Source organism: Acinetobacter sp. CFCC 10889 (assembly GCF_003268395.1).
Lineage (GTDB): Bacteria > Pseudomonadota > Gammaproteobacteria > Pseudomonadales > Moraxellaceae > Acinetobacter.
The window spans coordinates 79866-103198 of record NZ_LQXQ01000009.1 but is presented as its reverse complement, the minus strand read 5'-3'; the positions used below and the strand labels follow the sequence as shown (position 1 = coordinate 103198).

The 23333-nt window shown below is 38.3% G+C and carries 17 protein-coding genes; 9 read left to right on the top strand and 8 right to left on the bottom strand.

The genetic code is table 11. The features are described from left to right. Positions 1-66 precede the first annotated feature (66 nt). Positions 67-2091 (bottom strand): NADPH-dependent 2,4-dienoyl-CoA reductase, encoded by a 2025-nt coding sequence (locus AVJ19_RS05095; protein WP_111858701.1) that lies wholly within the window; start codon positions 2089-2091, stop codon positions 67-69. 161 nt (positions 2092-2252) lie between these two features. Here AVJ19_RS05095 and AVJ19_RS05090 point away from each other — a divergent pair, with 161 nt between their 5' ends. Together AVJ19_RS05090 and AVJ19_RS05085 are read left to right on the top strand one after the other, a co-directional pair. Further along, positions 2253-2804: a PadR family transcriptional regulator gene (locus tag AVJ19_RS05090; protein WP_111858703.1), complete on the top strand. Its 552-nt coding sequence runs from the start codon at positions 2253-2255 to the stop codon at positions 2802-2804. Between the two features lie 8 nt (positions 2805-2812). After that, positions 2813-3739 carry an alpha/beta fold hydrolase gene (locus tag AVJ19_RS05085; RefSeq protein ID WP_111858700.1) on the top strand — a complete coding sequence of 309 codons (927 nt, stop codon included), beginning with the start codon at positions 2813-2815 and terminating at the stop codon, positions 3737-3739. 91 nt (positions 3740-3830) lie between these two features. Here the strand turns inward: AVJ19_RS05085 and AVJ19_RS05080 are convergent, their stop codons facing one another. The 4 genes from AVJ19_RS05080 to msrB form a co-directional block, all read right to left on the bottom strand. After that, positions 3831-4751 (bottom strand): LysR family transcriptional regulator, encoded by a 921-nt coding sequence (locus AVJ19_RS05080; RefSeq protein WP_111858699.1) that lies wholly within the window; start codon positions 4749-4751, stop codon positions 3831-3833. 320 nt (positions 4752-5071) lie between these two features. Then, entirely contained in the window at positions 5072-7258 is a 2187-nt protein-coding gene (locus AVJ19_RS05075) for a TonB-dependent receptor (protein ID WP_416240569.1), read from the bottom strand. 254 nt (positions 7259-7512) lie between these two features. Continuing rightward, the gene (locus AVJ19_RS05070) at positions 7513-7995 is read right to left on the bottom strand and encodes a glutathione peroxidase (RefSeq protein ID WP_111858697.1); all 483 of its coding nucleotides are present in this window, start codon (positions 7993-7995) and stop codon (positions 7513-7515) included. Continuing rightward, positions 7992-8411 (bottom strand): peptide-methionine (R)-S-oxide reductase MsrB, encoded by a 420-nt coding sequence (gene msrB, locus AVJ19_RS05065; protein WP_111858696.1) that lies wholly within the window; start codon positions 8409-8411, stop codon positions 7992-7994. Before msrB ends, AVJ19_RS05070 begins: the two co-directional genes overlap by 4 nt. 228 nt (positions 8412-8639) lie before the next feature. On the opposite strand from msrB, the gene AVJ19_RS05060 reads away from it, so the two are divergent. Next, positions 8640-10070, top strand: a complete 1431-nt coding sequence (locus AVJ19_RS05060) for a pyridoxal phosphate-dependent aminotransferase (protein ID WP_111858695.1) — start codon at positions 8640-8642, stop codon at positions 10068-10070. Positions 10071-10130: 60 nt separating this feature from the next. Here the strand turns inward: AVJ19_RS05060 and AVJ19_RS05055 are convergent, their stop codons facing one another. Beyond that, positions 10131-10826: a tetratricopeptide repeat protein gene (locus tag AVJ19_RS05055; RefSeq protein WP_162626539.1), complete on the bottom strand. Its 696-nt coding sequence runs from the start codon at positions 10824-10826 to the stop codon at positions 10131-10133. Positions 10827-11175: 349 nt separating this feature from the next. Between AVJ19_RS05055 and AVJ19_RS05050 the strand changes: the two genes are divergently transcribed. Continuing rightward, positions 11176-12234 (top strand): type II asparaginase, encoded by a 1059-nt coding sequence (locus AVJ19_RS05050; protein ID WP_111858693.1) that lies wholly within the window; start codon positions 11176-11178, stop codon positions 12232-12234. A 60-nt stretch (positions 12235-12294) separates the two neighbouring features. Here the strand turns inward: AVJ19_RS05050 and AVJ19_RS05045 are convergent, their stop codons facing one another. Next, positions 12295-13185 (bottom strand): tetratricopeptide repeat protein, encoded by an 891-nt coding sequence (locus AVJ19_RS05045; protein ID WP_111858692.1) that lies wholly within the window; start codon positions 13183-13185, stop codon positions 12295-12297. 175 nt (positions 13186-13360) lie between these two features. Between AVJ19_RS05045 and dnaE the strand changes: the two genes are divergently transcribed. The 5 genes from dnaE (at position 13361) to AVJ19_RS05020 (ending at position 21866) form a co-directional block, all read left to right on the top strand. After that, on the top strand, positions 13361-16933 hold the full coding sequence (dnaE, locus tag AVJ19_RS05040; RefSeq protein WP_111858691.1) for a DNA polymerase III subunit alpha: 3573 nt from the start codon (positions 13361-13363) through the stop codon (positions 16931-16933). Positions 16934-16969: 36 nt separating this feature from the next. Next, positions 16970-17806, top strand: coding sequence for an RNA methyltransferase (locus AVJ19_RS05035; RefSeq protein WP_111858690.1), 837 nt, complete (start codon positions 16970-16972; stop codon positions 17804-17806). Further along, positions 17806-18606, top strand: coding sequence for a serine O-acetyltransferase (gene cysE / locus AVJ19_RS05030; protein ID WP_111858689.1), 801 nt, complete (start codon positions 17806-17808; stop codon positions 18604-18606). The genes AVJ19_RS05035 and cysE overlap by 1 nt, the downstream gene beginning before the upstream one ends. Before the next feature lie 194 nt (positions 18607-18800). Continuing rightward, positions 18801-19730 (top strand): ABUW_2363 family tetratricopeptide repeat lipoprotein, encoded by a 930-nt coding sequence (locus AVJ19_RS05025; RefSeq protein WP_111858688.1) that lies wholly within the window; start codon positions 18801-18803, stop codon positions 19728-19730. A 129-nt stretch (positions 19731-19859) separates the two neighbouring features. Then, entirely contained in the window at positions 19860-21866 is a 2007-nt protein-coding gene (locus tag AVJ19_RS05020) for an esterase/lipase family protein (protein ID WP_171334159.1), read from the top strand. Between the two features lie 68 nt (positions 21867-21934). Here AVJ19_RS05020 and AVJ19_RS05015 read toward each other — a convergent pair whose 3' ends face one another. Further along, positions 21935-23320, bottom strand: a complete 1386-nt coding sequence (locus AVJ19_RS05015) for an MFS transporter (RefSeq protein ID WP_111858686.1) — start codon at positions 23318-23320, stop codon at positions 21935-21937. Between the last annotated feature and the right edge of the window lie 13 nt (positions 23321-23333).

Sequence of the window (23333 nt, the reverse complement as noted above, 5' to 3'; positions counted from 1 at the left end):
AGCTTTTCCCTTCTTTTTTCTTGCGCCATATATGGCTCAGGGTTAGGGGAGATTCTATTAAAAAAATTAAATCACCATCGCCAATTCAGCACCCTGACGAATAGCACGTTTTGCATCCAGCTCGCCTGCTTCTTTTGCACCACCAATCAAATGCACAGATTTACCATCCGCCTGAAGCTGATCAAACATTGCAGTGTAAGATTCTTGCCCTGCACAGATCACCACATTATCTACATCTAAAATCATGGTTTTTTCACCTACTGTGATATGTAAACCTTGATCGTCAATCTTGTCGTAGCTTGCTCCCGGAATCATATTGACATGACGGTGTTTTAAACCTGTACGGTGAATCCATCCAGTTGTTTTCCCCAGACCTGCACCCACTGAATTGGTTTTACGTTGTAGCAAGTAAATTTCACGTGGCGATTGTTCAACTTCAGGTGCTTTCAAACCACCGACATGCTCATAAGTGGTATCAATACCCCATTCATCATAGAATTTCTGCGGATTTAGACTGCCACTTTCGCCTTCATGCGATAAATATTCAGCCGTATCAAAACCAATACCACCCGCACCAATAATCGCTACTTTTTTACCCACAGGCTTACGGTCACGTAACACTTCGATATAGGACAATACTTTTGGATGATCAATGCCTTCGATATTTAAATGACGTGGTGTTACACCCGTTGCCACCACGATATCATCAAAGTTTTCAGCACTGAGCTCTTCATAAGTCGCAGTATGATTCAGTACCAATTTAATGTTCGGTTGCAGTTCAATTTTACGTTTGAAATAACGTAAAGTTTCATAAAATTCTTCTTTACCCGGAATGGTTTTGGCAATATTGAACTGACCACCAATCTGATTGGATGCTTCAAAAATTGTGACTTTATGACCACGATCTGCAGCATAAGTTGCAAAACTTAAACCTGCAGGACCTGCGCCAATGACTGCGATATTCTTAACATTTGCTGAATCTTTAAAAATCAGCTCTGTTTCATAACATGCACGCGGATTCACCAAGCAAGTGGCGATTTTCATAGAGAAAATATGATCCAGACAGGCTTGGTTACACCCGATACAGGTATTGATTTCATCTGCACGACCCTGTTCTGCTTTCACTACAAAGTGAGAATCTGCAAGCATTGGGCGAGCCATTGAAATCATATCCGCATCGCCCTGAGCTAAAACATGCTCAGCCATTTCAGGGGTATTGATACGGTTTGAGGTAATTAAAGGAATTTTGACAGAACCTTTTAACTTCTTGGTCACCCATGTAAATGCAGCACGAGGAACTTTGGTTGCAATCGTAGGAATACGTGCTTCATGCCAACCAATCCCTGTATTGATAATCGTTGCACCTGCTTTTTCGATTTCTTTAGCAAGTTGAATCACTTCTTCAAGCGTTGAACCGCCCTCAACCAAATCAAGCATAGATAAACGATAGATAATGATGAAGTTTTCACCGACTGCTTCACGAGTACGGCGCACAATTTCAATCGGAAATTTAATCCGATTTTCATAGCTACCACCCCATTCATCATCACGATGGTTGGTACGTGCTGCGATAAATTCATTGATCAGATAGCCTTCTGAACCCATGATTTCTACGCCATCATAGCCTGCAATCTGTGACATTTTTGCGCAGTTGGCAAAGTCAGCAATCGTTTGATTCACTTCCGCAGACGTTAAAGCATGTGGTTTAGTTGGGTTAATCGGTGCTTGAATTGCTGATGGCGCAACATTCTCAGGCTGATAAGAATAACGCCCTGTATGCAAAATCTGTAATGCGATCTTACCACCTGCATCATGCACGGCTTGGGTAATGACTTTATGTTTTTCTGCTTCTTCTACAGTATCGAGTTTTGAACCACCAAAAAATGTCACCCCATGATCATTTGGTGAAATACCGCCTGTCACGATTAAGCCCACACCACCTGCTGCTCGCTCTGCATAGAAAGCAGCCATCCGATCATAACCACCATCAACTTCTTCAAGTCCTACATGCATAGAACCCATTAACACTCTGTTTTTTAATGTGGTAAAGCCTAAATCTAAAGGCGCAAGTAAATGCGGATAATTAGACATGTGAACTCCTTGGCTGCTTTCGCTGGCTAATATTTTTTAGTCTCATTTTTAAATTTAATGCAACAAGTTGCATAATGGATTTATTTATAATCGAGATTTGCATTTTATGCAACATGTTGCATAATGAATTTACATCCATTTTATTTGCGAAATATGACCAAATGTCTTTAGCCCATGTTTTATTGACAAGTTTGATTGAAAAACCGAGTACAGGTTTTGAATTGGCACGTCGTTTTGATCGCTCAATGGGATATTTTTGGAATGCCACACACCAACAGATTTATCGTGAACTGAACGGCATGCAAAAAAAGGGCTGGATTTCCACACTTGAAGACCAAGCCGACACAGGGCGAAAAAAAACGTATCAAGTTGAACAGCTTGGACGTATTGAATTAACAGAATGGATGAGCAAGCAAGGACAACCTGCACAACTTCGTGAAGAAATCATGGTGCGCTTACGTGCCGAAGCACAGTTGGGGGGCAATACACTTTTACCTGAACTGGAACGCCATTTACACCTTCACCAAGAGCATTTAAAAATCTATCAACACATTTTTAATAAAGATTTTGCCCATGCAGATCCGCAAGATCGTACTTTATATATTCACAAAATGATTTTACAATTGGGAATTGATTTGGAAAACGGTTGGATCAATTGGCTCAACCAACTGATTCCACAACTCAAAGCATTTGAAAATAAAGAAAATAGCTAAGGATTATTATGCCACACTACACAATGCCTGATGGTGAAAAATTATTTGTCCGTGAAATTGGACAAGGTGAACCTGTACTCGTACTGTCAGGTTTGGGCATGCAAAGTTGGCAATGGCTGCCTTTTATTTTTACCCACCTGAAAAAATATCAATTTATTATTCCTGATTGGCGTGGTTTTGGGGGTTCACGTACCTGTAAAATCCCACAAGACCTTGATGCGATTCATAACCATTGGCGTGATATCGACAGCCTCATTCAACAAAAAAACTTAGATCAATTTATCTTGATGGGCTATTCAATGGGGGCAACAACCGCCATGCATGGTATGCAATATGGCAATTTAGGGGATAAATTAAAAGCTTATTTACACATCGACCAAACCCCTAAAATTCCGAGTGATGACACATGGAAATTTGGTTTATTTGGCAAAAAACACCTAAAATTTAAACGTTTTTTAAAAGATTATTCAGATTTTTTACACCAATACCAAGATTATCGTTTTGTCGATGAACTTCCATCTGAACCAAGAACAGAATTGGTACAAATGTGGATTAATTTTATTAAAATTCAAGGTAGCAACAAAGTTAGCCCATTTATTTTTAATTTAGCACTCAAACGTCCACAGCTACAAAAGCATTTATTACCAATCAGGCGTTTAGATTATATGACATGGTATATCGATAACTATTTGAATCACAATGAAGATTATCGTAGTGCCATTACACAATTAGATTGTCCAACCACTTTCTTCATTGGTGAACAATCGACTTTATACCCATCTGAGGGGCAAAAACGTATTGCCAATCAACTCTCTAATGCACAAAGTATTATCTTTGAACGTTCAGGACATACACCTTTAATCACTGAACCTGTCAAATTTAGTAAAGAAATCTCTGCATTTTTAGCCAAAAGCACACAACAAAAACCTACCTGATAAACTGAATTTATTTTATGCAAGCAAATATAAAATGAGAAAAAGTATATTTGCTTGCTGATTTTCTAATGACTTTCAGTTCATGATTATATTAAGCCGAATAATAAATCACCCGTTTTTTCGAAAAACGGTCAAGTTGCTTTAAAAAGCCCTCAAAATAACTTTTTTCTTTCTCATCAATGCGATAGCCTGCATATAATGTACGGCGCAACCCATTTTCTGACACACAATTTAAACGCTTCGATGTCACCCAGCCTTTTTGCTCATATTCATTCACCACCCAATCAGGCAAAGCTGCAATGCCACGCCCACTGGCAACCAACTGAATCAACATCTGTGTTAACTCTGTAGTACGTACTTGTTTCGGTTGAATATTTGCAGGTAGAAATAACTTCGCCATGATATCTAAACGATGCTTATCTACAGGATAAGTAATCAAAGTTTCCTCTGCCAAATCTTGAACCGTAATATTTTCAGCACGTACCAAAGGGTGCGTATTAGATAAAACTAAACGTGATTCATATTCAAAAATCGGAAAATATTCAATGCTCTTCAACGCAATTGGGTCAGCCGTAATCAATAAATCAAACTCACCAATTTGTAATAACTCATGCGGATTTGCCTCAAAACCTGATGCAAAATCTAGATCAACATCAGGATATTGTTGGCGATATTGATTTAATAAAGGCATTAACCAATCAAAACAACTATGACATTCCGAAGAAAAAATAATTCGCCCTGTTTGCCCATGTACGATGCGTGTAATGTCGGTTTGTGCAATTTGAATTTGGGGAAGAATATCATCTGCAAGTTTGAGCAAGCGTTGCCCAACATTGGAAAATGTCACAGGGCGTGTCTTACGATTCACAACTTCCACACCATACCAATGATCTAACTCTTTGAGTTGATGAGAGATTGCAGAAGGTGTTAAGCACAAATCATTCGCCGCAGCGACAAGTGAGCCATGTTCACGCAAAGCCGTTAGCGTTTTCAGATGACGAATTTCTAGCATGAGAAAATCCAGTTTTGAGCAATGTTGTACTTTATAAATGAAATAAAATGCACTTAATCAAAATACATCTTATTGCAATAAAGTGAATATAATTCACTATAACATAAAATCAATGAATTTATTTAAAAATGAATTTTTTAAATTATTTTCTTAAATACATGAATAAAAATAACTCAAAATAATTCAAATCATCATGTATTTTATTAACTGCTAAAAACTGTAAATACACCAGCAAAATTAAGCTCCATGATCATGCAATCACAGAGCTTTTTATGTATCTAATACAAACTTAAATCAGTCTATAAAATTTGAAATTTATATTAAAAATCAAATGTTGCACTCAATTTAAAGGTACGTGGCTGTCCTGCAACCAAATATCCATTATTGGTATTGCCCGAACTATTAATATTGTCAAATAAACCAACCGAAGACCAATAAGACTTATCTAAGACATTATCCACTTTAAAATTAAATGTGGTTGGCATTTGTCCAAGTTGGGTTTTATAACGTGCTCCCAAGTCTAAAGTTGTCCAATCCCCGACTTTTAACTGATTATCCAAACTGGCATAACTTGCACCTGTGTAGGTCAATTGTGCATTCAAGGCAATGTCTTGTGCAATCGGCAATTGCCAGTCTGCACCAAGATTGGCTTGGAATTTAGCAACACCGACTTCATCTTTACCATCATATTTTTCACTGCCTGTATTTTTCTGCTCTGCATCCATCCATGTCATACCACCCAAAACTTTAATATCATCCGTGATCTTGCCGTATGTAGTGAATTCAACTCCACGATGCACATATTCCCCTGCATCACTAAACACATTGTTTTGTAAAACAGCACGTTGCTTTTCTATATCAAATAAACTCAAACTCGAACCAAAGCTTTTATTTTCATATTTCACACCCACTTCTTTTTGCTTTGCTACAAAAGGTTTGAGGGTTGTGGTTTCTTTGCTTGTCGTATCCGTATTGCTTAAACCTTTGGCTAAAGATTCAATATAATTTCCATACACAGAAATTTCAGGTGAAATTTTATAACTCACACCCAGTGCAGGCGTAAATTTACTTTCATCATAACTTGCCGTTTTTTCTTGTGTTCCATAGCTGTAATTATCTTGTCTAATATTTTGAAAACGCCCACCCAACATCACGGTTAATTTATCATCTAAGGCTTTTAAATTATCCCCAATTGCAATACTTCTCAGACGTGTGCGTGTGGTTAATTTTGGATCTGATAAGACATTACCATACAAAGCATTGGCAGAATAAGCTGGTTCGGGATATTGAATCGGCTGATAAATCGAATTATTTAGGGTATTTTTATAATCCATCACATAGGCATTTTTGGTATTTTGCTGAAATGCCGAAGCGGATATGACCCAATTATGCTCAATATCACCAGTATATACCTGCCCACGAATACCCGCTTCACCTGTATTGACCATGTCTACACGCGTATTGTCAAAACGATATACTGTTCCAGCACCTGTTTCAGCATTTTGAATGGTCATATTGGCAAGACTATTTTGCTCTTCACCATGTCTAAAACCGTATGCTGCAAATGCAGTTAAATGATCAGCAAAATCATATTCCGCACGATAACTACCAAAATAATCCTCTTCATTAGAATATGACCAAGGTTGAGCATAATTATCTTGACCATCAACTGCAGACGGTATTTCAGTCATTGCAGCCCCCAAAGTTACGTTTGGACGTGTAGCTTTGAGACGATTATTCACATAGCCCATGTCACCTGATAATCGTAACTGATCACCTTTATAATCCAATCCAACGGACAATAAACCAAGTTGCTTTTCTTCATCCTCTACCGCAGTATCACCACCATGATATGCCGTATTGACACGGACACCATATTGTTTTTCCTCACCAAAACGGCGTGAAATATCACTTGCGACATAACCACCATTAAAGTCTGTGCCCACAGTAACACGGTTTAAATCTTGATTCGCTGCACGTTTAGGCAACAAGTTAATTGCACCACCAATCCCACCATTACTTGGATTTGCACCATTTAAAAATGATGAAGCACCTTTAAAAACCTCTACACGTTCAAACAGCTCAGTCGGAATGTACTGACGTGGTAAAATCGAATACAAACCATTATACGCCGTGTCATCCGAGCCTAAGTTAAAACCACGAATATAATAATTTTCTTGAAAATTACCAAAACCACGTCCCACCCGCACACTCGGGTCAGCTTTCAAAACATCACCAACACTTTGAGCTTGACGTTCTTGGATGAATTTATTGGTATAACTGGTCAAACTAAATAGTGTTTCAATATTTTTTTGGTTGCCAAATAGACCCACTTTTCCGCCTTTAGCAACTTGCCCTCCCGCAAACTCAGGCATTAAACCTTTGGATGACGCATCAGCACTCGCCACAAAGACAACCGTATCTAAAGTTTGAATTTCACTGTCTGGATGAATAGATGAACTTTGTTCTGCTTGACTATGTTGTGCATACAAAGCCATAGACACCATGAAAAATATTGGATTAAGTTTTAACATAACGATTTTAAAGGGAGATTTAACAATATGTATGCAATATTAATTAATAACAATTCTCATTAGCAATATTATTCTCAAAAAATATTCATTGTTTTATTCTTGTAAAAATCCAATTTCTATTGTTATTTTTCATCAATTAAGGCAAAAATAAACCCTGCATGGTGCAGGGTTATTGAATATCAAGCCATACTGTCATCAAAAAATAGAATGCTCATTTATGGAGGAAATCACTCCGTCAAAGCTTTTTCAATATCTTTTTCTAAATCTTCAGGCTTCGTAGTGGGTGCATAACGATTAATCACTTCACCATTTTTATTGATTAAAAATTTAGTAAAATTCCATTTAATCCCATTACCTAACACCCCTTTACTATTGTTCGTTAGATAACGAAAAATTACATGTGCCTCAGGACCTTTCACATCAACTTTGGCAAACATTGGAAATTTAACACCATAATTACGTTGGCAATATTCTCCAATTTGTTCATTTGAGCCTGGATCTTGCCCACCAAACTGGTTACAAGGAAAGCCCAAAACCTCAAAGCCCTGTTCATTATATTTTTCATATAATTTTTCTAAACCTGCAAACTGTGGGGTAAAACCACACTTGCTCGCAGTATTCACGATCAATAAAACTTTCCCTTTATAGTCTGAAAAAGCTTTATTTTCTCCTTCTAATAACTCTGCTTCAAACTGATAAATATTGCTCATGGATAGGTTTCCTCATCACTTTTTTCTTGTGTTTTTAATTCTAAAGAGGCTGAATTTACACAATAACGCAAACCTGTTGGTTGTGGACCATCTTCAAACACATGCCCCAAATGCGCATCACAATGATGGCAAATGATTTCTGTGCGTTGCATACCATGTGTTGCATCATCATGTTCTTCTACTGCAGCCGCAGTAATTGGCTTATAAAAACTTGGCCAACCGCTGCCACTATCATACTTCGTTTCTGAGGAGAATAAAGGTGCGCCACAACAACGGCATATATATGTGCCTTGCTGCTTGGTATTCCAATATTTTCCAGTAAATGCAGGTTCAGTCCCCTTCTGACGTGTAATTTTGAATTCTTCTGGCGATAACTCTCTTTGCCATTCTCTTTCTGTTTTATTGAGTTTTCCCATGATTATTTCCTTTACTATCATGCTACTTAAAATAGGTTAATCGTATATTTACGTCATTCATCTTAAAATTTCTAGTCCTAAGTTCACAATTTACAAAAGACTTACATCAGAACCAATAGCAAAAAGAAAGCAATACAAAAATTAAAGTGAGCAAATTAATTTAATTTATCCTTTTTTGTGAGCAATTTTAGTGTTAATCTAAGCGCTGTTCTTGCTCAGGATTAGAAAATGTCGCAAAAAAAGAGCGTTATTTTTAAAAATCTGCTCCCTGTGATTCGACAATATCAACAGGATGGATTTACCCATGAAAAAATTGTTGCCTTACTTAGAGACGAACATAATCTTGATCTCGTAACAACTGAAACATTTAAAAGTTATTTATATCGTTATGCAAAAGTGAACTCCACTCTTTCCGAGAACCTCAAAATGCCGAACAGTATCCAAACCCCACGCGAAATAAAAAAATCGTCTAAGCTCGAGCATGTATGCTACGACATCCGTGGACCTGTGTTACGAGCGGCCAATGAGATGGAAGAAGCAGGTCATAAAATTATCAAGCTCAATATTGGCAACCCTGCCCCATTTGGCTTTGAAGCGCCACAAGAAATTATCAATGATGTTGCTTTAAATCTACCAAATGCAATTGGTTATACTGACTCAAAAGGGATTTTTCCTGCACGTAAAGCAATCTGTCAGTATTATCAACAGAAAGGCATTCTCAATATGCATGTCAATGATGTGTATGTCGGGAATGGCGTATCAGAGCTGATCGTAATGGCGATGCAAGGTCTATTGGATGATGGCGATGAAATGCTCATTCCAATGCCTGACTATCCACTGTGGACTGCTGCGGTGAATCTTTCAGGCGGTACTGCGATTCACTATAAATGTGATGACCAAAATTACTGGTACCCTGATATTGCAGATATGGAAAGCAAAATCACCCCGAATACGCGCGGGATCGTGATTATTAATCCAAATAACCCAACAGGTTCAGTTTATCCACGTCATGTTTTAGAACAAATTGTTGCACTGGCTAAGAAATACGATTTGATTTTATTTGCAGATGAAATTTACGACAAAATCGTCTATGACGGTATTGAACATGTATCTGTTGCTGCGCTTGCAGGTAATCAATTATGTATTTCATTCAATGGCCTATCTAAAGCGTATCGTATTGCTGGCTATCGTTCAGGTTGGATGGCGATCACAGGTGATAAATCTCGTGCTGCCGACTATATTGAAGGTTTAGACATGCTCGCTTCTATGCGCTTGTGTGCCAACCATCAAGCACAATATGCGATCCAAACAGCACTTGGTGGTTATCAGTCGATCAATGATTTGATTCGCCCGGGTGGTCGTTTATATGAACAACGTAATATTGCTTGGGAAATGTTGAATGACATTCCAGGCGTGAGCTGTGTAAAGCCTGAAGGTGCAATGTACTGCTTCCCTCGCCTTGATCCTGAAATCTATCCAATTCAAGATGATGAAAAATTCATGTTAGATTTTTTAAAAGCAGAAAAAGTGCTTTTAGTTCAGGGAACTGGATTCAACTGGCCAACGCCTGATCACTTCCGTGTGGTGTTCTTACCTGCTGAAAATGAACTTCGTGAAGCATTAACCCGTTTAAGTCGTTTCTTGGCTAAAATGCGTTAGACTTAAAGAATTTATTTTTCAAAAGCACTCAATCAATTGAGTGCTTTTTTATTTGGTTTGTTAATATTTTAAATCTTCCCAAAGTTCTGAATAATATTGTGCTTTTGGTAAATTTTTTTCTAAACCATACCCACCTGCTTCATATATTTCTGCTAAATACTCAAGCACTTGAACACTTCCCAACTCAGATGCCTTCTCATAATATTCAACTGCTTTTTTATAATCTTTTTCAACCCCTTGCCCAAGCTCAAACATCATCCCTAAATGAACAAGAGCATGCTCATGATTTTGTTGAGCTGCCAATTTAAGTAAGCTTTCTGCTTTTTGAAAACTTTTCTTAACCCCTTTACCTTCATGGTAAAGCTCTCCAAGCACATATTGCGCTTCAGCATTATTTTGCTCAGCAGCTAAAGTTAAATAATGCACTGCTTTTTTTAAATTGGGTTTAACTGTGTCACCAAAAACAAAGGCTGCACCAAGATCTGACTGAGCGATGACAAAACCTGCATCTGCAGATTTTTGCAACCATTGTATATATTTTTTATCCTCTGAATGATCTACATAAGCAATTGCCAATAAATATTGTGCTGCCAAATCACCACGTTCAGCAAAGGGTGAATACACTTTAATCATGTCTCCCGTATCTTGTTCAATATTGTATTCACCTGAATGATAGGCTTCTGCAAGTTGCTGCAAAGCAACTGTATCACCTTGATTGGAACGTGAAATTACATCTGAAATGTCTATCGCTGCCATAACAAAACCTGATATACCAAAGAGTGAAAGAACCATACACTGGCTTAAAATTTGAAATATTTTTTTCATTTGTAAGTTTATTTAATTTCATATAAACCATCATAACGTAAATATTCACTAACTTAGCTTAAATTTTTCCTAAGTATTTATATTGTGCGATTTATAGCTAACGCACACTTTTAAGGGGGGAAATCAACACTTCACCAGACTATAAATTTGAATGATTATTCAAAAAATAACATTTTTAAATAGATATGGGCAAAAGACCATTTTTTATATTAAGTTAAAAATCGGCATAGAAAATGCTTAAAACTTAAATAATAGATCAATGGATAGAAAAGGAACTTTTATGAAAAAAACGGTTACAGCCCTCGCACTTTCGATTGGTATGCTTCTGCCATTTTCCAGTTATGCCAAAAATAATGTCGTGGTTGTTGCGACTGGTGGCACCATTGCAGGTGCAGGCGCAAGCTCGACCAATAGTGCAACTTATACCGCAGCAAAAGTCCCTGTCGACGATTTATTAAATGCTGTGCCTCAAATCCAAAACCTTGCCAATGTTACAGGTGTACAAGCCTTACAAGTGGCTTCTGAAAGCATTACCGATAAAGAATTACTTACCATAGCGCGTAAAGTCAATGAACTGGTTAAAAAACCTGATGTTAATGGTGTGGTGATTACTCATGGAACAGACTCTTTAGAAGAAACAGCATTCTTTTTAAGTTTGACTGTCCATACCGATAAACCGATTGTCGTCGTGGGTTCGATGCGTCCACCTTCAGCACTTTCTGCCGATGGGCCTTTAAATCTATACAGTGCTGTTGCACTTGCAGCAGCCGATAGTGCAAAGGGCAAAGGTGTTTTTGTGCTGATGAATGATAGTATTTTTGCAGCACGAGATGTAAGCAAAACCATTAACATTCATACCAATGCTTTTGCAAGCCAATGGGGTGCTTTAGGAACGCTCGTTGAAGGAAAGCCCTATTGGTTTAGAAATGTCGCAAAACGTTTTAATAACAGCTCAGAATTTAATATTGAAAATATTCAAGGTGATGCCCTACCTTTAGTTCAAATTGTCTATGGCTCAGGCAATATGCTCCCAGGTGCCTATTTAGCGTATGCCAAAGCAGGGGCAAAAGCGATCATCAATGCAGGCACTGGCAATGGTTCTGTACCGAACTATATCGTTCCGACCTTAAATCAATTACAGCAACAAGGTGTCCAAATCATTCGCTCTGCACGTGTCCCACAAGGCTTTGTCTTACGTAATGCAGAACAGCCTGATGATAAATATGGCTGGGTGGTTGCTCATGATTTAAATCCACAAAAAGCCAAACTTTTAGCAGCTTTAGCACTGACCAAAACCAAAGATGCAAAAGAAATTCAACGTATGTTTTGGGAATATTAAGGCTGTATATTTCCATAAAAATAAGCGCCTATTTGGCGCTTATTTTTAAATTGATAAGACTTAATCTTCTGCTGCAGCCGTAGATGCAATTGCTTCACGATATTCTTTGGCTTTGCTCAAATCTTTTTTCAAGCCAAAACCACCTGTTTCATATAGATTTGCCAAGCTTTCAAGCGCATCATGATCGCCTTGCTCATAAGCTAGCTCATAATATTTTGCAGCACGTTTAAAATCTTTTTTCACGCCTTCGCCATTTTCATACAAAAGACCAATATTTGAAGATGCGAGTTCATTGCCTTGTTCAGATGCTGCGGTATAAAGCTCAAGTGCTTTGGCATAATCCTGCGTTACACCCTCACCATCATGATATAAAACACCAAGATTATTTTGCGCATCACGATTATCTTGTGCTACAGCAAGTTTATAATATTTAACAGCAAGATCTAAATCTTTGGTGACATACTCACCTGTTTCATAGTTATAACCTAAATGATATTGGGCATCTGCTAAGCCACCATCAGCTGCTTTTTTGATCCATTGCATGGATTTTTTAGCATCTGCTTTTACACCATCTTCACCCGTTTCTAGGGTTTGACCATAGCGATACTGTGCCAATAAGTGACCTTTTTCTGCTGCTTTTAATAGCCACTTCATTGCTTCTACATTATTTTCTTCAACAGCTTCGCCCTCATCGTACATATATCCGATTGAGTAAATCGCTTCTAAATTACCTTTTGCAGCAGCTTTTCTATACCATTCCAAAGCTTTGGTTAAATCTTCTTCAACCCCATAACCTTGGTAATATGCTTCACCTACCTCATATTGTGCTTGTGCATCGCCAGAGTCTGCTTTTTTAAGCAACGCTGGGCTATATTGCACTTCTTCTGCATTGACCAATGTTGTGATCGGTAATACCAAACACCCTAGGAGTAATAATGTTTTAATTTTCATGTATTTCCTTTCAGAAAGTTCAAGTGAAATTATTGTAATACTCCATAATATTAATATTTTTAAATGATTGCAAAATATTCAACCATTCGTTAACAAAATCACTTCAATCAAGTTTCATCTGCATATCTAAATGAAGCGTGGTAAAATCATGCGCTGTTATAAAAGGGATTCATCTATGCAGTTTGTTCATCTTGGTATTCATACAGAGTTTTCGATTACAGAATCGATTGTACGTATACCTGATCTGATTTCAGCTGCTGCTAAGGATGAAATGCCTGCGCTAGCAATCACAGACTTGTCCAATTTACATGCAGCAGTAAAGTTTTATAACAAATGTTTAGGTAAAGGCATTAAACCCATTTTTGGCAGTACTATTCGCCTCAATGACGCCAACCACAAAGCGACTTTGCTGGCGATGACAAAAAAAGGTTGGCGTGGGCTGACTGAAATTGTGTCACGTGGTTTTATTGAAGGTCAGCAACTGTCGATTCCATGCATCCAAAAACAATGGATCTTAGAGCAACAACAAGACATTATCGTATTGCTCGGTTTGTACAGTGATGTTGGACAAATGTTGGTGTCATCCAACCCACAAAAAGCAGAGCCTTTACTTGAGGAATGGATCGAAAAATTTGGTAATCGTGTTTATCTTGCACTAACACGTACAGATCGCCCTAGAGAAGAAGACTTTAATCAAGAAGCCGTAAAACTAGCTGCAAAATATAATATTGGTGTAGTTGCACACAATGATGTGCATTTTATTCGACCTGAAGATTTTGAAGCACATGAAGCACGTGTGTGTATTGCTGATGGTTATGTTCTAGGGGATGATAAACGTCCCAAAAACTATAGTACACAGCAGTATTTTAAAACTTCAGCAGAAATGGTTCAATTGTTTTCCGATATTCCAAGTGCTATTCAAAACACTGTGGAAATTGCTAAACGTTGTACAGTGTCATTACGTTTGGGGTTTCATGACTTACCTGATTATCCCATTCCTGAAGGTCATACCATTGACACTTTCTTTGAGCACTTATCAGAGGAAGGTTTAGAAGAACGTCTTACTGTTTTATATCCTATTGATAAACGCAACGAGGATTGGGCTGAAATCCGCAAACCTTATGATGAGCGCCTTGCCTATGAGTTAGGCATTATTAATAAGATGGGATTTCCTGGCTACTTCCTGATCGTGATGGATTTTATTCAATGGTCAAAAAATAACGGCGTCCCTGTTGGTCCAGGTCGTGGTTCAGGTGCAGGTTCACTCGTTGCATTTAGTTTAAAAATTACCGACTTAGATCCTTTACGTTACGACTTACTATTTGAACGTTTCTTAAATCCAGAACGTGTTTCCATGCCCGATTTTGATGTCGATTTCTGTATCGCAGGTCGAGATAAAGTCATCGACTATGTCGCACGCCACTATGGACGTGATGCTGTTTCACAGATTGCAACTTTCGGTACAATGGCAGCAAAAGGTGCAATTCGAGATGTCGCACGTGTCTTGGGTAAATCTTATGGTTTAGCAGATCGTATCTCTAAAATGATTCCGACTAAGCCTTTGGGTTTAAGCTTGGAAGAATCCATCGAGGCTGAACCTCAACTCAAAGACATCGTGACCAATCCATCTAATCCAGACAATGATGATGCCGCTGAAATCTGGGAAATGGCACTGAAACTCGAAGGTATTACTCGTAATACAGGTAAACATGCGGGTGGTGTAGTGATTGCACCAACCAAAATCACCGATTATTCAGCCGTTTTATGTGATGATGATGGTACTAACCGTGTTGCACAATTTGACAAAGATGATGTAGAAGCCGCAGGTCTAGTTAAATTTGACTTCTTGGGTCTGCGTAACTTGACCGTGATTGAGGATGCTGTTCAGAATATTAATAAACGGGTCAAATCTGAGACACCTTTAGACATTGCACATATTCCTTTGGATGATACTGATGCATATTTAATCTTTGCAGAAGCCAATACAACTGCGGTATTCCAGTTTGAATCCGTGGGTATGAAAAAAATGCTCAAAGAAGCACGCCCAAGCAAATTTGAAGAAATTATTGCCTTTGTATCGTTGTACCGCCCTGGTCCAATGGATCTGATCCCTGACTTTATTCACCGTATGCATGGTGGTGAATTTGAATATTTACATCCACTCCTTGAAAGTGTACTCGAACCGACTTATGGCATTATGGTATACCAAGAACAGGTGATGCAAGCTGCACAATTCTGTGCAGGCTATACGCTTGGTGGTGCGGATTTGTTACGCCGTGCGATGGGTAAAAAGAAAGTCGAGGAAATGGTCAAACAGCGTGCCACTTTCATTGAAGGGGCTGCGAAAAAAGACATTGATGAAAAAACAGCCAATCATATTTTCGACTATATGGAAAAATTCGCAGGCTATGGTTTTAACAAATCCCATGCTGCGGCATATGCTTTAGTTGCTTATCAAACTGCATGGCTCAAAGCACATTACCCTTCTGAGTTTTTAGCTGCGGTGATGTCTTCAGAGATGCAAAATACTGACAATATCGTATTCTTGATTGATGACTGTCGTATCAATGGCTTAGAGGTTTTACCACCTTCGATTAATATGTCGTTTTACCATTTCCATGCGAATGATGCTGAAACGATTATTTATGGTCTTGGAGCAATTAAAGGCGTGGGTGAAGCTGCCATGCAATCGGTGATTGATTCACGTGAGCAAGAGGGTCCATTTAAAGATTTATTTGATTTTTGTCATCGTATTGACCTGAAAAAAATCAACAAGCGTACTCTTGAAGCCTTGATTCGTGCAGGTGCTTTAGACTGTTTAGACATGGAACGTTCAACCATCATGGCGCAATTGCCTGAAGCGGTTCAAGCTGCTGAACAAGCACGTTCTAATCGTGAAACAGGGATTATGGACTTGTTCGGTGAAGTCGAAGAAGTTCAACGCAAACCTGCAAGACCTGTAAAACCATGGTCGGATGAAGTTCGCTTAAAAGGTGAAAAAGATACTTTAGGCTTGTATTTAACAGGTCATCCGATTGATGTTTATCGCCCTGAGTTAAAAGCTTTTATTTCGCAACGCATCAATGAACTCACACCAACTCGTCGTGGTGTCACCACTGTTTTTGCAGGCTTGGTGGTCGATGTTGCTAATTTCCCAAATCGTATGATGATCACACTAGATGATGGTACAGCAAGGATCGAAGTTTCTGCAAATCATGAACGTTTCCAACGCTTTAAAGATATTTTACAAAATGAAAAAGTCGTAGTCATCGAAGGGGAAATTTATGAACGTGAAGGTTTTGACCGTCCAATGGGACGTTTAACCAAGGCATTTAGCCTCAATGAAATTCGTCAAAAACGTGCAAATTCGATCTCGATTCAGTTAAATCCTGAAGTCATCACTAAGACTTTAGCATCTGATTTACAAAAAATTCTTTTGCCATTTTGTAATGTCGATCTGTGTCAACATATCCCATTTCAAATTCAAATTGATTATGACTATGCCAATGCAGACCTACATTTAGGTACTCAGTGGAAAGTTGCTCCTTTGGATGATTTGCTATTTAAGTTACGTGAATATTTCGGTAAAGAAAGCATTCATGTCCAATATCAAGTGAAATCTAAAGCAGCCAAGGTGGTAGATCATCGTGAGCTTGCTCAACCAACACAAGTTGCTCCTCCGCCTGAGGATATGAGTATGGATGACGCAATGGATGTCTATAACGCTGAAGTCAGTCAATTTTCTTAATACTTTTTTAAATTCAAACCTATTCTTGGACAAATCATGGATATTATTGATAATGCTGCCATTTCGCAGCATTTAAGCCATGTGCGTATTGTCATGGTCAATACCACTTTACCTGCAAATATTGGTAGTGCTTTACGCGCAATGAAAACTATGGGCTTGTCTAAACTCGTTCTCGTTGCACCAAAGACTTACCCTCATCCTGATATTGATGCTCTAGCAGCAGGTGCAACCGATTTGATTGAACAGATCGAAATCGTTGAAACTTTAGAAGATGCAATCAAAGACTGTCATCTTGTTTTTGGTACGAGTGCTCGTAGTCGTACCATTCCTTGGCCATTGCTCGATGCACGCCCTGCTGCTGAAAAATCGATGCGCGCAGTAATTCACGACCAACAAGAAATTGCCATTGTATTTGGTCGAGAAGATCGAGGTCTGACCAATGACGAACTGGCTTTGGCAAATTATCATGTGACTATTCCTGTAAATAGTGACTATGGTGTACTGAATGTCGCACAAGCGATTCAAGTGATTTGCTATGAAATACGTATGGCAACTTTAGCATTTGCAGATAAGCAACATGATGATCAAGCCATGATGCATGTCACTGATTCTGAAGATATGCATTGGGATGAACCACTTGTCACCCATGAGCAAATGGAACAGTTTTACCCACACATTGAAAAAATGTTGGCAGAGATTGAATTTATGGATCCAAAAAATCCAAGATTATTACCATTACGCTTGCGCCGTTTATTTGGACGTATACAATTAGATAAAATGGAATATCATTTACTTCGAGGCATTTTTAGTCGAGTTCAAGCCTTGAATAATGGCACATGGAAAAGTTCAAAACCGAAAGAGGATCAAAACTAATGCTGAAACAGCTCAAAGAAGATATCCAAGCTGTGTTTGCGCGTGATCCCGCCGCACGCAATACATTTGAAGTTTTAACTACTTATCCAGGTATTCACGCACTGATTATGCATCGTGTTGCCCATGAATTATGGAAAAAAGAGTGTAAAACCTCAGCCCGCATGCTGTCCTCTTTTAGTCGTTTTGCTACAGGTATTGAAATTCATCCTGGTGCAAAGATCGGAAAACGTTTTTTCATCGACCATGGTATGGGTGTAGTCATCGGAGAAACGGCCGAGATTGGCAATGATGTGACGTTGTATCATGGTGTGACTTTAGGTGGTACAACATGGAATAAAGGCAAACGCCACCCAACTTTAGAAGATGGTGTTGTTGTTGGTGCAGGTGCAAAAATTTTGGGACCTTTTACTGTTGGGAAAAATGCCAAAGTTGGTTCGAATGCCGTTGTCACTAAAGCTATTCCTGAAGGAGCAACTGCAGTGGGCAGTGCTGCACGTTTAATTTTCAAAGATAAAGAAAAAGACAACGAGCAAGAGAAACAACGCCGTGACTATGCAGAAAGCATTGGTTTCCAACCGTATGCAGCTACGCAAGATCAGTCCGACCCAATGCTAGATGGTATGCGTGTTTTACTTGAACGTATTCAACACAATGAAATGCGTATGAATAATTTATGTCATCGTTTATCCTTGCTTGATCCAACATTTAATCAACAACAAGCCAAAGAAACACCATTTAGTGAAGAGGAACTAAAAATTATTGAAGATGTGCGCCGTGAGTGTGAAGCGCAAAGTAAGTAATTTAAAATCAGCCTAGTTCAAACTAGGCTTTTTACGACATGTTATACAATTTTAGCTCTAATCAATCAAACACGTTTGTATTCTGTATAAATTTTAAAACTTTAAGCTTTTAGCGTTGCATGTTTAAATAAGTTTTCTTAGACTGATGCACATACTTATTTTTGACTTATACAACAAATCTTTGGAAGACAAATATGACGATTAAGCCACTTGCAGTCGCTATTTTCTCAGCTTCATTACTTGCTGCCTGCTCTACAACCTCTATCAATAAAGCCCCAAGCAAAGCTATTAACAATGAGCCTATCGTCTATACTGAACCAGATATTACTCCACCATTTTATGCATTAAATCCATTTAATTATAATCAACCACCTGTTTTTGAACTTGAATTACAAAAAGCTGCTACTGCACCTGTACAAAAAATGGAAGTGCCTGATCCAAATAATCCAGCAGCAAAAATCATTTTAGACACCAATAAATTGATCATTCCTACTGTCAACAATACACAACGTGCAATGAAATATGCAGTCATTGCGGGTCAAGATGAAATTGATATCACCAATATTGATGATTTCTTACAAATGGTCGAAGGTAAAGCACGTCACTACCCACCACAATTTACCGATCGTCAAGAACGCCGTGGTTTTGAAAGTAAACTCAAAGAAGTTTCAGCTCAGCTAGATGCACTTGCAGCAAACCCAAATGCGTCATTTGATATTCTGATTCGTGCATTTAAAGCCAGTGTAATGGGACGTAATTTAGATTTAGGTTCATCATATACCACCAAGTCTTTAGATTATGCACAACGTATTTTAAAAATTAATAAAGAAGACCAAGAAGCAAACTTATGGTTTGGTTTCTCATTATCTGAAGGTGGTGGTCAAAAAGAAGCGATGCCTTATTTAAATAGTGCAATGAAATCTGGCGTACAAGAAGCTTATTTATCTGCAATCAATAACTATTTATGGATGGATCAGAAAAAAAATGCCCTTCAGACATTGAAAAATTATAAAGTTAAATATCCTGAAGAAGCTGAAGTTGTTGACCGTTTAGTACAAGAAGTTGAAAAACAAGGGCGTTATAATGTTTGGCAGATTCTAAAAAATCCAGCCCAATCTAAATAATTGCATATAATTTAAGCATATTAAATATAAAATAGGTTGATCAATATCAGCCTATTTTTTTGTGAAAAAATTTGAATTTTTCAAGCAATATCGTATGATTTCGCTAAACCTAAAATGTAGAGGATACTGATGCAGCACAGTAAAAAAAATATACTGCTCATCCTTGCTACGATGACGCCTTTACTGCTTAGTGGCTGTCAAGTGGTCAGTGTGAAAAGCCAAAAGGTCAATGTTACCATTGCCAATGAACGTGATAGTATTCTTACCCGCAGCAAAATGAGCGAGGCGAGTTTAAATGTCTTGTCCATGACAGGTAGTGAAGCTAAAAAGTGTACGGAACAACCTGATCAATGCATTCAAGATTTAGCAAAAATTCCACAAATCCAAGATGAGCAGCTACTTTCAACAGCGAGTGAAGTCTATCTTGCCAAGGCTATTGCTTTAAATGGTTCTTCAAATTGTAAAATTAGTGCGCTTTCCAAACACCAGTCTGAAGAAAAACAGAAGCTAAATCAGACCAACTATGACACTTGTTTAGACCAACAATTGGATATGCTCGATAAGAGTATCCGCTATAGCTATGCCTATTTATTTGAAAGTAAACGTCAACCACAAGATCGTATTTTTGATAATAGACAAGTTCAAATTCGAGATTTTTACAACCAAGCTTTGGCTAAAATGATTACGACCTATGGGCTACGTACCAAAGGCAAAACAGTTCCAAAAGAAATTAAAATTGGTCAAAGTATTTATAGCATTGATTATAGTCACTACCCCCAACTCGATACTGAAAAGATTGAAAACCTACTCTCAAGCTACAACTTAAATTTTTCAGGTTTACGCTCACTTAACCGTAGAGATGGTTTTGGTGCTGAATTTGTTGCGATTTTAGATGATCCAGAGAGTGCTGAAGAAGATAAATACATCGTTGATCCTGTACATCACCATTATCAAAATGGTGTCAATCCCAACATTCATGATCCACGTTATTTATCTGTCAGTATTACTGCACAGCCAAAATCAGGAGAGACTGTTGATGAAATTTTGCATTCTCCCCATTTTAGTCTAAAAATTTACGATCCATATTCGATTGACACAATTAAAGTTGCAGATAAAGACTATCCACTTGCTGCTAATTTCTCTGCCCCTTATGGACTTTGGTTGGCTGAAAATAACCTTGGAGCAGCGGCTTATCTGACGCTCATTGATCGTGATCAACGCTTGACCATGCCACATTTATACATGTTAGAGCCTTTCAATCCCAACAAAAAAGTGATTGTTTTAGTACATGGTTTAGCAAGTAGTCCTGAGGCATGGATTCGTTTAACCAATGACATCATGGGTGATCATGTTCTACGTGAACATTATCAAGTTTGGCAAGTCTTTTATTCAACGAATATGCCAATTTTAGAAAGTCGCTATCAAATCAATGCCATTATTAATCAAAGCTTTAACTATATTGGACAAGACACGCCTGCTGCAAAGGATGCGGTGCTCATTGGGCATAGTATGGGCGGAATTATTTCTCGTCTCTTAGTCAGTGATGCAGACTTAGCCCAACCCGCTTTAAAAATGCTCAACAATCGTAAATTTGACCGCTTCAAAGATGATGATCTTTTCAAAGCACGTTTAACAATTAAATCTGTACCCAACTTTGATCGTGCGATTTTTCTATCTGCACCACATCGTGGTACGGCGTTTGCTGATCGTTGGTTTACCTTAGCTGCACGAAAAATCATCAAATTACCAGGTGCATTTTTAGGTGCTTTGGCGGATTCCATTACTGAGCAAAATATTAATATGAAAAATTTTGTCAATGAAGTTGGTGATGGACTCATCCAAAATGGTCCGAGTGATCTCAGCCATAATTCCAAATTTACCAAACTCACTAAAAATGTCATGCCAAAGCAAGGTCTAGTTTTCCATTCTATTATGGGGAATAACTCAGATACAACAGATGCAAATCTCATGACCGATGGGATCGTTCCATATAAAAGTGCACATTTAGATGGTGCTGCATCTGAAAAAATTATTAAAGGTGGACATTCGATCCAAGAAACACCTGAAGCGGTATTAGAACTGAGACGTATTTTACGTCAGCATTTAGTTCAGCATGGTCTTTATAAGGCGAATTAGACAACCAAAAGAATAGCCCACAAAGTGTGGGCTATTTAATTTAATGATCGACATCAACATGATTAAGACTACGGAAAATTCAATCGCTTTGCTGTTTTATCTGGATTTAAAAATAGAATCGCCAAAATTGCAACAATCACCAAATATATTCCAATATAAGTAAAGCTTTGATTCATACCATGAATAAGATTTGCTGCCATCTGCTCTGTTAATACCTCACCTTTATGTGGTTGTATATAACCCGCTCGATCCATAAGATGCCCAACCATCAAAGGTGAAACGATCCCACCAATCGAAGACAATGATACTAATGTTGCCATCACAGCAGCACGCTGCTTAGAACAGACACTATAGCCTACCGTCATGGTTGCCAATGGAAATGTCATCGCAGCACCAGCAGCAATAGTAATCATTAAAATTGCCATGCTAGCCTGACTATGTGGCAACAATAAAAATGAAATACCAGACACTAAAATAATCATTCCAAAATTCATACCTAAAGCCTGATGCACAGTACAACCTTTCTTCATTAAAAGACGAGAAATATAACCTGCAAACATCAAGGCAACCGCACCTAAGATCCATGGTAAAGTAGATAAAGTTCCTATCATTTGTGGACTTAATGGTGCAATCGTGGCGATATATTTAGGTGACCATGTGGTTAAAAAACCCAGAGGCCAAAAGCAACCTATTCCTGTTAATACTGCAACGATAAACATTTTTGAACTAAAAATTTTAAAATATGCCACAGGCTGTAGTTGATCGACCACTGCCGCAATACTGTGGGTTTCAGCACTTAAAATATCTTGCTTTTGTACAGGTTTTTGTTCAGCCATATCACCAATATGACTATATGGGCCTTCCTTACAAACAAAGAACCAAACCACTGTCCAGAGTAAGCCTACGATACCTAAAAAACCAAAAGCCCAACGCCAACCCATTTGTGGATGTGCAATGATATAGGCTAAAACTGGTGCTGCAATAATTGGGCCTATAGTTGTTCCTGCTGCAACCATACTGCTGGGAAAACCACGTGCAGTTGGTTCAAACCAACCTTGCACATGTTGTAAACTAATCGAAGAAGCAGGTCCTTCAGCAGCACCCAAAATCACACGGGTAATCAGTAGCGCCATTGCACCACCACCAAATAGCATAGGGAATTGTAAAATTGCCCAACTCACACCCATCACTAAAATAATCCATTTGGTTTGAATTTTACCTGCCACAAAACCAACAATCACGCCTGAGATCGCAAATAAGAAAAAGAACGAACTACCAATAAATCCAAACTCCGTACTGGTCATACCGAGTTCTGCCATCGCTGATTCAGCGACTAAACCAAGAACAGCTTTGTCAGCAAAATTGATCATTTGAAAAACCATCAATAAAGCAGTGACTAACCATGCTTTTTTTAACATATTCTGCGCAGTTGAATGCTGTGAAGTCTGCTGCATAATTTATACCTCC

What these genes read in the sequence shown, in the direction of transcription:
- AVJ19_RS05095 (WP_111858701.1), bottom strand. Translation starts at nt 2,091, where the DNA reads ATGTCTAATTATCCGCATTTACTTGCGCCTTTAGATTTAGGCTTTACC.
- AVJ19_RS05090 (WP_111858703.1), top strand. Translation starts at nt 2,253, where the DNA reads ATGTCTTTAGCCCATGTTTTATTGACAAGTTTGATTGAAAAACCGAGT.
- AVJ19_RS05085 (WP_111858700.1), top strand. Translation starts at nt 2,813, where the DNA reads ATGCCACACTACACAATGCCTGATGGTGAAAAATTATTTGTCCGTGAA.
- AVJ19_RS05080 (WP_111858699.1), bottom strand. Translation starts at nt 4,751, where the DNA reads ATGCTAGAAATTCGTCATCTGAAAACGCTAACGGCTTTGCGTGAACAT.
- AVJ19_RS05075 (WP_416240569.1), bottom strand. Translation starts at nt 7,258, where the DNA reads ATGGTGTCTATGGCTTTGTATGCACAACATAGTCAAGCAGAACAAAGT.
- AVJ19_RS05070 (WP_111858697.1), bottom strand. Translation starts at nt 7,995, where the DNA reads ATGAGCAATATTTATCAGTTTGAAGCAGAGTTATTAGAAGGAGAAAAT.
- msrB (WP_111858696.1), bottom strand. Translation starts at nt 8,411, where the DNA reads ATGGGAAAACTCAATAAAACAGAAAGAGAATGGCAAAGAGAGTTATCG.
- AVJ19_RS05060 (WP_111858695.1), top strand. Translation starts at nt 8,640, where the DNA reads ATGTCGCAAAAAAAGAGCGTTATTTTTAAAAATCTGCTCCCTGTGATT.
- AVJ19_RS05055 (WP_162626539.1), bottom strand. Translation starts at nt 10,826, where the DNA reads ATGGCAGCGATAGACATTTCAGATGTAATTTCACGTTCCAATCAAGGT.
- AVJ19_RS05050 (WP_111858693.1), top strand. Translation starts at nt 11,176, where the DNA reads ATGAAAAAAACGGTTACAGCCCTCGCACTTTCGATTGGTATGCTTCTG.
- AVJ19_RS05045 (WP_111858692.1), bottom strand. Translation starts at nt 13,185, where the DNA reads ATGAAAATTAAAACATTATTACTCCTAGGGTGTTTGGTATTACCGATC.
- dnaE (WP_111858691.1), top strand. Translation starts at nt 13,361, where the DNA reads ATGCAGTTTGTTCATCTTGGTATTCATACAGAGTTTTCGATTACAGAA.
- AVJ19_RS05035 (WP_111858690.1), top strand. Translation starts at nt 16,970, where the DNA reads ATGGATATTATTGATAATGCTGCCATTTCGCAGCATTTAAGCCATGTG.
- cysE (WP_111858689.1), top strand. Translation starts at nt 17,806, where the DNA reads ATGCTGAAACAGCTCAAAGAAGATATCCAAGCTGTGTTTGCGCGTGAT.
- AVJ19_RS05025 (WP_111858688.1), top strand. Translation starts at nt 18,801, where the DNA reads ATGACGATTAAGCCACTTGCAGTCGCTATTTTCTCAGCTTCATTACTT.
- AVJ19_RS05020 (WP_171334159.1), top strand. Translation starts at nt 19,860, where the DNA reads ATGCAGCACAGTAAAAAAAATATACTGCTCATCCTTGCTACGATGACG.
- AVJ19_RS05015 (WP_111858686.1), bottom strand. Translation starts at nt 23,320, where the DNA reads ATGCAGCAGACTTCACAGCATTCAACTGCGCAGAATATGTTAAAAAAA.